The sequence below is a fragment of the Pedobacter sp. ASV12 genome (assembly GCF_016429155.1).
GTDB lineage: Bacteria > Bacteroidota > Bacteroidia > Sphingobacteriales > Sphingobacteriaceae > Pedobacter.
Window position 1 is genome coordinate 1 of record NZ_JAELUC010000101.1, and the last position, 11,694, is coordinate 11,694.

At 45.4% G+C, this 11,694-nt stretch carries 11 protein-coding genes and 1 tRNA gene; 4 read left to right on the forward strand and 8 right to left on the reverse strand.

The genetic code is table 11. The features are described from left to right. A partial coding sequence (locus tag JHD69_RS17315) for an RNA polymerase sigma factor (protein ID WP_199141606.1) occupies positions 1 to 276 on the forward strand: 276 nt, incomplete at its 5' end. Between the two features lie 3 nt (positions 277 to 279). Next, positions 280 to 828, forward strand: coding sequence for a hypothetical protein (locus tag JHD69_RS17320; RefSeq protein ID WP_199141607.1), 549 nt, complete (start codon positions 280 to 282; stop codon positions 826 to 828). 250 nt (positions 829 to 1,078) lie between these two features. On the opposite strand, the gene JHD69_RS17325 is transcribed toward JHD69_RS17320, so the two are convergent. Continuing rightward, a tRNA-Leu gene (locus JHD69_RS17325) sits at positions 1,079 to 1,158 on the reverse strand. A gap of 248 nt (positions 1,159 to 1,406) precedes the next feature. On the opposite strand from JHD69_RS17325, the gene JHD69_RS17330 reads away from it, so the two are divergent. After that, positions 1,407 to 3,686, forward strand: a complete 2,280-nt coding sequence (locus tag JHD69_RS17330) for a glycosyltransferase family 4 protein (RefSeq protein WP_199141608.1) — start codon at positions 1,407 to 1,409, stop codon at positions 3,684 to 3,686. 107 nt (positions 3,687 to 3,793) lie between these two features. Here JHD69_RS17330 and JHD69_RS17335 read toward each other — a convergent pair whose 3' ends face one another. From JHD69_RS17335 to JHD69_RS17365, 7 genes are all read right to left on the reverse strand, one after another. Next, entirely contained in the window at positions 3,794 to 5,266 is a 1,473-nt protein-coding gene (locus JHD69_RS17335; RefSeq protein ID WP_199141617.1) for a glycoside hydrolase family 130 protein, read from the reverse strand. 70 nt (positions 5,267 to 5,336) lie between these two features. Next, a complete protein-coding gene (locus JHD69_RS17340; RefSeq protein WP_199141609.1) occupies positions 5,337 to 5,771 on the reverse strand; it encodes a hypothetical protein in 435 nt (144 codons plus the stop codon). A gap of 149 nt (positions 5,772 to 5,920) precedes the next feature. Then, positions 5,921 to 6,592 carry a DUF6766 family protein gene (locus tag JHD69_RS17345; RefSeq protein WP_199141610.1) on the reverse strand — a complete coding sequence of 224 codons (672 nt, stop codon included), beginning with the start codon at positions 6,590 to 6,592 and terminating at the stop codon, positions 5,921 to 5,923. A gap of 25 nt (positions 6,593 to 6,617) precedes the next feature. Next, positions 6,618 to 7,355 (reverse strand): DNA-formamidopyrimidine glycosylase family protein, encoded by a 738-nt coding sequence (locus JHD69_RS17350; RefSeq protein WP_199141611.1) that lies wholly within the window; start codon positions 7,353 to 7,355, stop codon positions 6,618 to 6,620. 6 nt (positions 7,356 to 7,361) lie between these two features. After that, the gene (locus JHD69_RS17355) at positions 7,362 to 7,562 is read right to left on the reverse strand and encodes a KTSC domain-containing protein (protein WP_199141612.1); all 201 of its coding nucleotides are present in this window, start codon (positions 7,560 to 7,562) and stop codon (positions 7,362 to 7,364) included. 43 nt (positions 7,563 to 7,605) lie between these two features. Then, complete coding sequence (locus JHD69_RS17360; RefSeq protein ID WP_199141613.1) at positions 7,606 to 7,779, reverse strand: hypothetical protein; 174 nt, start codon at positions 7,777 to 7,779, stop codon at positions 7,606 to 7,608. Positions 7,780 to 7,797: 18 nt separating this feature from the next. Next, complete coding sequence (locus JHD69_RS17365) at positions 7,798 to 8,691, reverse strand: glucose 1-dehydrogenase (RefSeq protein WP_199141614.1); 894 nt, start codon at positions 8,689 to 8,691, stop codon at positions 7,798 to 7,800. A gap of 128 nt (positions 8,692 to 8,819) precedes the next feature. Here JHD69_RS17365 and ligD point away from each other — a divergent pair, with 128 nt between their 5' ends. Beyond that, positions 8,820 to 11,492, forward strand: coding sequence for a DNA ligase D (ligD, locus tag JHD69_RS17370; RefSeq protein WP_199141615.1), 2,673 nt, complete (start codon positions 8,820 to 8,822; stop codon positions 11,490 to 11,492). Positions 11,493 to 11,694 lie beyond the last annotated feature (202 nt).

Here is an 11,694-nt window from a genome sequence, read left to right on the forward strand (position 1 = left end):
GCTATGGCATCATTCAGAAAAAATAAACCAAATATTACTCTAGCCGAATATCTTCCGGATGTACAATTCGAAGACAATAATTATGAAGGTAATGAAAGGCAGGAAAAACTTCTTAAAAGTATGAGGCAATTAAGTGAACCGGATCGGGCATTGATTGCCTTGTATCTTGATGAATTAAGTTATCAGGAAATTGCAGGAATACTCGGCATCAGCGAAAATAATGTTGGCGTAAAACTTAACAGGATAAAAATAAGACTGCAGAAACTAACAAAGTAAACCATGGAAATCGAAGAATTAAGAAAGGAGTGGCAAAGCATTGAAACGCCAAATATAGCGCTTGATAGACTTAAAGATATGACCTTAGAGAAAAGCCACCCTGTGCTTAGTGGCCTAAGGAAGCAACTTAGCACAGAATTGTTCGGCTGGTCAGCGTTTCTAATTATTTGTTTTAGCGGCTTAGATGCCGACCAAAAACCGATCCATGCCAACGTTATATTATTAGTGTCTGTGACTCTCCCAATGATTTGCAATATTTATGGCTATCAACTGTCGAAAGAACTTATAGCAGGCCTAGACATAAGTTCATCGCTGAAAAACCGAATTGTCTCCCTTAGGCGTTTTGCTAGAGTAAGTATAGTGCTAAGAATAATGCTAATCACCGGAGTTGGTTACTTCTTCATATCCACGGTCAATATCACCCAAGGCAAGCTTATGTTGCTTGGAGTGGGGTGTGTGTGTTTGATATTTCCACTTTACATGTTGGTTCGGATCTGGACGAAAAGGATAAGCAAATTAAGCGATACTCTTAGGTTACTAAAAGAGCATTAGCTAAGGGTACTAACACCCCATTTGTCGGATAGATATTTCATTGAAATTTCCCTTGTACGCGTAACCAATAGATAATTCTCTTATTGAGCCCTGGTTAAAAACTTCCAGCTCCGCCCATCGTTGTTACGAAATTCTTAAACGGGGTTCTTTGAACACCTGCAATGTGTCAAAAAAAAACATTGATTTAAAACAAAAAATCCAGACTTTGATGGTTCAAAGTCTGGATAAGGCCTTTAACAGGCTTTTTTTGTACCCAGAGCCGGAGTCGAACCGGCACGGTTTCCCACAGGTGTTTGAGACCAGCGCGTCTACCAATTCCGCCATCTGGGCATTTGCTGTTTAGCGGGATGCAAATATAGTAAGGGTAATATTGATTTGCAAGCATTATTTTCAATTAAAGCCTAACGTGCTTGAATACAGTGGTTTTTCTACTCCAAAAAAGAGACATTTTGTGCCGGTTATGGCCAAACAAAGCCTTTCTGTTGCTTGTTCTTCTAGTAGCTCCATCAAAAACTACGCGCTTCTCAATCATTTTTTGGCCAAAAAAGTCCATTAAACCCTAATTATTTATTCTGAATATGAAAATAGCATACATTTCAACCTATCCACCAAGAGAATGCGGGCTGGCTACCTTTAATCAAAACCTCATCAAAGCCATTAATGCCAATTTGAGCCATCAGACATTTTCGCAATCCAGTTTGGTTGTAGCGCTTAATTCTTCAGACGACACCAACGAATACAGCTACCCTAAAGAAGTAAAATTTGTAATCAGGCAAAACCAGCAAAACGATTATGCCGAGGCAGCCAGCTTTATCAATGCCAGCGATGCTGACGCCTGTATTTTGCAACACGAGTTTGGCATTTACGGAGGCGAAAGCGGCCTGTATGTGCTGCCTTTTATCAACCAGCTCGAAAAGCCTCTGGTTTCTATTCTACATACGGTGCTTGATACGCCTACCTTTCTGCAGAAATCGATTATCAGGGAAATTGCCAAGCGCTCTACCAAAATTGTAGTGATGAGCAGAAAAGCCATCAATTTCCTGATCAATATTTATCAGGTACCTAAAGAGAAAATCCAATTTATAGAGCACGGCGTACCCGATTTGGAAGCGCCAATTCCTAATCCGGTACGGAAACTGGCCGCTTTAAAAAACAAACGCCTGTTGCTTACCTTTGGTCTCATCAGCAGGAGCAAAGGATTGGAAACCGTGGTCAAGGCCTTGCCCCAAATTGTAGCCCAACATCCCGATGTGGCTTATGTGGTGCTAGGTAATACCCATCCGGGCATCCTCAAGCATTCTGGTGAAGAATATCGCGAATACCTGAAAAAACTGGCCGAAGATTTAGGCGTTGCCGATCACCTGATTTTCCTGAACCGCTTTGTTATGGAAGAAGAGTTGATCAACTACCTTTCGGCAGCCGATATTTACATTACCCCGTATTTTAACGAAGCTCAAATTACCAGTGGTACCCTTTCCTATGCCGTAGGTGCCGGGGCTGCGGTAGTTTCAACGCCTTATTGGCACGCTAAGGAATTATTGGCCGATGGCCGTGGCAAGCTCTTTAATTTTAAAGACCATGAAGGCTTGGCGCAATTGGTTAACGAATTGCTGGCGCTTCCTATGCAGCTGCTTAGCCTAAAGAACAGGGCTTATCAGTACGGATTGCAGCTGCGTTGGCCGAAAATCGGTCAATCCTATATCCAATTGATCGAAAAAGCCATCATTCACCCAGATTATAGTGATAAAATCCTGCGTCAGATTATTGATCCAGGGCTAATGCCTGAGTTTAGCTTGGCGTATGTAAAGCGCCTTACCGACGATACCGGTATTTTTCAGCACGCCAAATATGGCATTCCAAACCGGAGGGAAGGCTATTGTTTAGACGACAACGCCCGGGCCCTGCTTATGGCGGTAATGGCCTATCAGGAAAACGGAAGCGCCGAAGCCTTGCAACTTATGCCTGTTTACCTGAGCTACATCCATGATATGCAGTTGGAAAATGGCGATTTCAGAAATTTTATGAGTTTTAGTCGCCAGTATCTTGACGAAAAGGGCTCTGACGATTCCTTCGGCCGTACCATTTGGGCTTTGGGCTATTTGATCCACGCCGTACCTAACCGTTCTTTTGTCGAATTTAGTCAGGAGCTGTTTTTTAAAGCCATGCCACATGTAAAAGAGCTGGTGCATTTGCGTGGGATTTGTAACTCCATTATCGGACTGAGCTATTATTTGAAAGCCCATCCCTACGACGATCGTATCATGCAGGAGCTGAACAGCTTATCAGAAAAGCTTGTTAAGGCCTATAAAAATACCAAAGACGAGGATTGGCACTGGTTTGAAGACCACATGACTTACGACAACGCCTTGTTTCCACTGGCATTGCTGCATGTAACCGAAATCACAGGCAACGAAGAAGCAAAAGCCATTGCGATGGAATCATTGCTGCACCTGGAGCGACTTACTTTTAACCTCAGCGTAATTAACCCGATTGGCAATGATGGCTGGTATGCAAAAGACCAGAAAACCATGCCATTGTACGACCAGCAGGCCATAGAGCTGATGGCCATGGTATTGATGTACTGCCAGGCCTATGTGGTAACCAAAGACAACGACTACCTCAAAAAAATGTATTCTTGCTACTTGTGGTTTTTGGGCGAAAATTCGTTGCGTATGCCACTTTACGATTCAGAAACCAAGGGCTGTGCCGATGGCTTGCATCCGGGTGGTGTAAATCGGAACCAGGGCGCAGAAAGCACACTGGCTTATCTGGTGTCGCATTTGGTGGTTTCGCAAGCCTTTAAATTTGATCACGACCTCAACCTGGCCAAAAAGAAAGAAGTGCTGCAGCTGAGGTAAAAAATAACAATCAACCCTATTGTTGTGAACAGGCCGTAAAAAGCCAAAGCCATTGTTGATGAGTAACAATGGCTTTTTTATTGCTACTGCAGGCAATGGGTTTGAAATTAATAAATAGCTGGCGATGCCTTAAGCCGATCTAACAGGCTTTTCAGGTCTACAGAAGCAAAAGACGATGAGTAATCGGATAAGCCGTAAGGAATGATCAGTTCGCCATTGTTGATAATGCCGCCACAAGAATACACCACATTGGGTACATAGCCCTCGCGCTCGTCGGGATTAGGGATGAGCAAAGGTTCGGACAAGCGCCCGATTTCTATGGTTGGGTCATCCAAATCGAGCAGACTGGCGCTGAGGCAGTAGCGGCGCATCGGACCAACGGCATGGGTAATCACCAGCCAGCCTTCTTCGGTTTCAATGGGCGAGCCACAATTGCCTACCTGCACAAATTCCCAACTGTATAGAGGCTCCTGCAACTTGATGGGGTTTTCCCAAACATTGATTTTGTTCGAGTACATGATATAGTTGTTCACCCCATCAATGCGCGACAGCATGGCGTATTTGCCATTGATTTTACGCGGAAAAAGCGCCAGGTTCTTGTTTTGGGCGCCTGCGCCAAACAATGGGCCAATGGTGAAATCGTAAAAATCCTTGGTTTTTAATAGTTTAGGGATGATGATGTGCCCATCGTAGGCCGTATAAGTGGCATAATAGGTAATCGAACCGTCGTCGCTGATGAATTTGGTAAACCTTGCATCTTCAATTCCCTTGCGCTCAAATTCTGAAATCGGGAAAATTACACGGTCGGAAATATCGGTATCCATCGAAAAGATGATTTCGTAATAAGAATCGGAGAGCCACAGCACCTTTTCCAGTTCAATGTCCTTGGCCGGATCGGGTTGCTTGTCTTGCGTTTCGGCAATCACTTGTTTAAGCGTGGCGTAATCAAACTGATCGGCCAGTTTGGTATTCAGTTCCTCCAGCACATCTTTATTGATCAAAGAAATCAGGCCCTTTTCTAAAAACAGTTTTTTGTTGTAGGTTGCATTTCTGATGATTTCGGCTTCGTCGATATAGTTGCCCACCGGAATTACCGTAATGTTGTTATGCCGATCGATGAGGGCCCGCCTAAAAACGATGGAGGAGATATGCCCTTCGCCCACGGCCCTAAAACTGATAATCAGCCTTTTTTCTCCTTCTTCGAGGTCGTTTTGGTCTGGGTCTTCGATGATGGAAGGATTGAAAAAGGCCGCCGATTCGATAGAATATTCGTGGGTGAAGTACGAACCAATCAGCAGGCGCCTGTGTTCTTCGAGTTCCTTGTAGTCTATTTCCATTTTTTCGAACAAAGGCTTTAGCTTTTTGCAATGCCTGAGCAACAGCTTGGTAATGTTACGGTGCCTTTTGGAATATTCCTGTAGCAAGGGCGAGATAATGTTGAATACCTGCTCGTTGCTCAGCGTCAGGATTTTATTGATGACATCGCGACCGCGATCGTCGCCGTTAAAGAAGAACCTTGCAATTACCCTTTTCGGATCCGGATATACTTTAATGTGTTTGCGTTGTATGGGAAGTCTCATCATGCGTTTGGGATTTTGGGGTTAGGTCAGTTGCAGGTGGAAATTCTATTTGTATGCGTTGTTTTCGCCATTATTTTAGCATTTTTAAGGTGAGGGCAGTAACCAGGGCGCCAAAAACATAATAGCCAATTGTTAAGGCCTTTACCTGGGCATTTCGAGCCACAGGTGCATGGTCCACGCCTGTAGCTTCGGGCAGTTTAATGGCGCCAATGCCTGCGCTCAGGCCCAGGCCCAGGGCTTTTGGCCAAATGTATTTAGACTTGCCTGTGCCGATCAGGCTATAATAAAGTGCGTTGCTTACCACATCTGTGGCCAAGGTGGCCTCGTAAAGCGTGTTTTCGTTCGTTATCGGTTCGCCAACGGCCATTAAGCCTTTATTTAGGGCATCTTCGCCCAGCAAGTGGATGTATGGCACATTATCACCCTGTTTTCTGATTGCTTCGTGCAACATGTTAAGGGCGATGGCTCCGGTAAAGCCTGCAATAAGGTTTTTGATTTTTCCCATCGTTTTTCATTTTATGCTTGCCTAAGCCGAAAGCTTCCTGGCCTTCATGCCAAACGGAAAGAGGGGCAAGCTGTTAATTGGATCGACTCTGGTTTGTTGTTGTTAGGAATAATAACAATCTTATGGGGTTTAATGTTTGTGTTTTCTGTTTACTTGCCCGTTTCGAAGTGGGGTGCATCTACGGGTTTCGATTCGGGCGAGCCCTTTTGGCGCAGGTAAATGGTGAAGAAAACGATGCTGGCTACCGATAGAAATTCGCTTTGCCAATTCTGAAAGGATTCGAACCAGAAATGAGCGTTGCAGAGGTAATCGAGTATCGATTGTCTGGGCAGGCCTTTGATTTGCTGTTCAATGTTGTTTTCCTGCCAGCTGCCGTAGCCATGAAGGCACCAGCAAGTCAAAAACAATGCTACAAAGCAAATGGAAAGCGAATTTTGATAAAGTTTTAAAATCCAACCACCCTTTTTTACCGGCCAAGGCACATGCCTGCCTTTTTGGGGCAAGCGGTCTACTTCCTCTTTTTCCGACAGGGATTTGGATTCGGCAGATCCCACTTGCCTCAATTTAATGGTGAGGAGCACATAAAGCGCCATTTGCAAAAATTCGCTCTCAAAGTTCTCGAAGGTGGCGGATAGGAAATGTCCCGAACGCAGGTAAGTGCCCAAAGCTATGGCCGGATAGCCAGCCTCTTTCAGGTCTTGGTTGTGTACGTGGAAACCTGTCAATGCCTGTGCGCCCAAGGCAAAGATAAATAAGGTCATAAACACTAAGGTAAGACCGTTTCTGTACCAAAATGAATATTTTTTAAGGGATGTCATCATGTTGGTTAATTTTAATGAAGCAAGATTAAATGTGTTTTTTTTGGCATTGGGAACAATAAAAGCTTCGCCTGTTGGTTTTTCCCAAATGTTGCTCTTGAGATAGGGCATGCCCCTTTGGACATTTTTTTTGCTTATAAACCAGCCAATGCTTTTTAAGTACGAACGCTTTTTTCCATGCCAAAAAATCGAAGCTGTAATTGCGTGCTTCCTTAACCAGTAGCTTGAGTTTGGCCAGGGGCAATGCACTTACCGTACTTAGCGGATGCACCTTGATGCGGTAAAGCACCTCGTTTTTGATGATGTTGCCAACACCTGCAAAAATATGCTGGTCCAATAGAAGATCGCAAACTAGGGTTTCTCCCTTTTCTTTTGCCTTTTTGAGCGCGTTTTTGGCATCCCATTCATCGCTCATTACATCGGCTTTCCAATCGTAAACCTTATGGAGGTCGCCTGCTATAAATTGCAGCGAACAGGTATAGAAATTGAGTTCGTTATGGGCAAATACAAGGCTGATGCTTGGCTTGCTTTCCTTTCTTTCGTTGATGCGGTAAGTGCCGAAAAGCATCAAATGGATCCGAAGCGTAAGCTCCTGGAAACAAATCAGAAAATGCTTGCCCCAGTTTTTAAAATCGGTTACTTTTTGACCAATCAGCCGGTTCTTGTCTAAGCTTGTATTGCCACCCACTTCGAGTACCGGCTTGCCTTTAAGGTGCAGGTCTTCTATCAATTCCCTTAAAATTACAATAGATGGTCCCTCTGGCATGGCAGGCTAATTGCTAATTTTTTTAAACTTGAACTTGTCTTTGATGTATTGGTTAAAATAACGCCCTTTTGAACCTGCGGCCTTCAATAGCTGAAAAACCTTTTCGGGCACGTTTGTGTAATGGTATTCCATGCCCGTTACAAAAGTGATCTTGAGGGTATGCGATTGCTCGTCGTACTTGAAATATCGGATCACAGCTGAAGGCATCTTAATAAGTCTTTAGTCCAACGTAAATAGGCTATCTTTTGGGTTAGGACTTGGCTTTTCCTTTAGCCACCTGATCCATTCCTTTTCCCGATTCGTTGGGTGTATCTCCGGCCTGCCCGTATTTTGGCGCCGAACCTTGCCCATTTTGGTCAAAGCTGGCCTTGCCTTTGGCATCGTGAACCGGTTTTTTAGGGTTGGGTTTTGGCTTGTCTTTCATCGCTTTAAAATTTTAGGGTTAAATGGTGATCCTGCCTCCGGTTACCGGAATAGTGGCGCCCGAAATATAGCTGGCTTCGTCTGAGGCCAGAAATACATAGGCAGGTGCTACTTCAACGGGTTGGCCAGGTCTGCCCATGGGGGTGTCTTGCCCAAATTTTTCGGGATCAGGCATGGTAGAAGGAATCAATGGCGTCCAAATGGGGCCTGGAGCAACTGCGTTTACCCTGATGCCCTTGCCGGCAGTGAGCAAAATCTGGCTCAAATTGGCCGTGAAATTCTGGATGGCGCCTTTGGTAGCGGCGTAGGGTAGCAGTAGAGGGCTAGGGTTATAGGCATTGACCGAAGTGGTGTTGATGATACAGCTACCCTTTTTCATGTAAGGTTCGGCGGCTTTGCTCAGGTAAAACATGGAGTGGATGTTGGTTTCGAAAGTTTTGATCCATTCTTCGGTTGGTATGGCTTCCAAACTTTCCCTCGCCATCTGAAAAGCGGCATTGTTTACCAAAATATCAATCTGGCCGAATTCCTTGACGGCTTTTGCTACAATTTTTTGGCAATGGTTTTCTTTGCTGATGTCGCCTTTTACCAATATGGCTTTTCTGCCGGCTTCTTTTACATATTTAGCCGAATCCTGTGCGTCTTGGGTTTCTTCGCTGCTTAGGTAGCTGATCAGCACGTCGGCGCCCTCGCGGGCAAAAGCAATGGCAATGGCTTTGCCAATTCCCGAATCTCCACCAGTGATGATGGCCTTTTTGCCCATTAATTTGCCACAGCCTTTATAGCTTTCTTCTCCATGGTCGGCCAGAGGCTGCATGGCCTTTTCCTTGCCTGGTGGCCGCTGCTTTTGCTGAGGAAAAGGCGGTACTTCATATTGAGTATCGGGCTTTTGGGGTGGTTCCTGCTTTTTCATAACAATAGGGTAATGGTGCATTCAAAAAAACAGGCCTGGTTTAAAAATGTTTGGATAATTTAAACAACCTTTTTAGCTAAACTTTTTAAAAAACAGATTGTTACACAAGAGATCTAACCCTTACAATCATGAGTTTAACGGCATATAAAAAGAAACGCTCTTTTGCCAAAACCACCGAACCTCAGGGTGGCCGTAGCAATGGCAAAGCACTGCGGTTTGTTGTTCAGCAGCATGCGGCATCGCACCTGCACTACGATTTTCGGCTAGAGATGGACGGTGTGCTCAAGAGCTGGGCCGTGCCTAAAGGCCCATCAACCGATCCTGCAGTAAAGCGATTGGCCATGAGGGTGGAAGATCATCCCTACGATTATCGCAGTTTTGAAGGCATTATTCCTCAAGGCGAATACGGTGGGGGTACGGTTATTGTTTGGGACGAAGGCACCTACGAACCAGTCGACCTGCATGAAAAAGATGTTAAAAAACAGGAAAAAGAGCTTTTGCACGAACTCCATGCCCACAAAATCAAATTCAGGCTAAAAGGCAAAAAACTAAAAGGCGAATATGCCCTGGTTAAGACCCATGGAAAGGAAGAGAATGCCTGGTTGCTGATGAAACTCGAAGATCGGTATGCAAGTACGGCCGATATCCTCAAAAAAAACAAGTCGGTGCTTTCTAAAAAAACAATAGCCCAGGTAGAAAAAACAAGCACGACCATTAATGGCCAAGCCACAAAAAAAGCCACCAAAGGCCCCATCAAAACGGTGGGCAAAAAAGTACAGGCCGAGGCCAAGCCCCGCCAAGCCAAACCTTTAAAAATACAATTTAAAAATGCGCGTAAAGCGCCTTTTTACGATTCGGTTAAGCCTATGTTGGCTACCTTGGTTAATAAGCCCGTTGACGATGAGAATTGGCTATACGAAATAAAATGGGATGGCTATCGGGCTTTGGCCTTCATGAACAAAAATAAATTGGAGCTGAAATCGAGGAACGACAAGTCGTTTAACGAGAAGTTCTATCCGGTTTACCAAGCCTTAAAAGAATGGGGCATCAATGCCATAATTGATGGCGAAATCGTAGTAGTAAACGAAAAAGGCATGGCTAATTTTGGCGCTTTGCAAAACTGGCGCAGCGAAGCCGACGGCGAATTGATCTACTATGTGTTCGATATATTGTGGTATGAGGGCCACGACCTGAAAGAGCTGCCATTAACCGAACGCAGAAAGCTGTTGCAACAGCTGGTGCCTTCAAATCAGCTGATCCGGTTTAGCCAGGCATTCGAAACTTCAGGTACCGAATTTTTGGAGGCCGCCAAAAAAATAGGCTTGGAAGGCATCATGGCTAAACATAAAGATAGCCTTTACGAAACCGGCCATCGCACAACAAAATGGCTAAAAATAAAGGCCAATAAGAGGCAGGAGGTGGTTATTGGCGGTTATACCAGGAATGAGGGCACCAGCAAGCCGTTCAGCGCATTATTGGTTGGCGTTTTTGAGCAAGGTAAATTTGTTTATACTGGCAAAATAGGAACCGGATTTAACCTCAAAACACAACAGGAAATGATGCGGCTCTTTGAGCCATTGGTGGTAGACCAACCGCCTTTCGATACCGAGCCCAATGTAAACAAGCCTAGTCGCTTTAGGCCAAATCCACCCCATGCCACAGCTACCTGGCTCAAGCCTAAGCTGATAGGGGAAGTGAGCTTCACGGAAATGACCAGCGATGGCCTTATGCGCCACCCTTCGTTTGAAGGTATGCGAGAAGATAAAAAAGCGAAGGAGGTAACTTTGGAAAAGGAAAAAGAGACTAAGGAAGTGATTGAAGGGCAAATTGCCGATAAGCTGGCTAAACCCATTAAAGGGAGCAGGCGCAAAACGCTGCTCAACCCAAACGAACAGACGCAGGTTAAGAAGATTGGCACACACCAACTGAAGTTTACCAACCTGAAAAAGCTATTTTGGCCCATAGAGCAAATCAGCAAGCGCGAATTAATCAATTATTATTACCAGGTGGCCCCTTACCTCTTGCCTTACCTCAAAAACAGGCCCCAATCGCTCAACCGCTTTCCAAATGGCATAACCGGCCATAGCTTTTACCAAAAAGACGTTACCGGCAAGGTGCCCGATTGGATGGATACCTATTTATATCATAGTGGCGACAGCGACGAAGACAAGCATTTTTTGCTCGGCAACAACGAGGCTACCTTACTTTACATGGCCGGTTTAGGCTGCATAGAAATGAACCCGTGGAACAGCACCATCAAAAAACCGGATTATCCAACCTGGTGCATCATTGATTTGGATCCCGATAAAAATTCATTCGACCAGGTTATAGAGGCTGCGCAGGTAACCAAACAAGTGCTCGATGGTATGGGTGTACCCAGTTATTGCAAAACGAGCGGTTCTACGGGGCTGCATATCTACATTCCGCTTGGAGCAAAGTATACTTATGAGCAATCGAAAGAATTTGCGCGCATCATTGTAAACCTGGTGCATCGCGAATTACCTGCTTATACTAGTCTAGAACGTACGGTAGCCGACAGAAAGGGGAAAATGTACCTCGATTTTTTACAGAACAGGGCCCAGGCTACTATTGCGGCACCTTATTCGGTAAGGCCAAAGCCGGGCGCTACGGTATCTATGCCCTTGCATTGGGACGAAGTGAAAAAAGGATTGAAGATGCAAGATTTTACCATTTTTAATGCCGTGGAGCGGGTAGAAGCCATGGGCGATATTTTTAAGCCGGTTTTAGGCAAAGGTATTGACCTGAAGAAAATTATGAAAGCACTGAACGCTAACGCTTAAGGAGCCGTAGGCAGGGAGGTATTATCGCGCTATGCCTGTTGCTTAGTGCCCTGTCTCTTATACACATCTGACGCTGCCGACGAACCACGACATGGGTGGTTGTGGGGGGGGGGGGGGGGGGGGAGGGGGGGGGGGGGGGGGGGGGGGGGGGGGGGGGGGGGGGGGGGGGGGGGGGGGGGGGGGGGGGGGGGGGGGGGGGGGG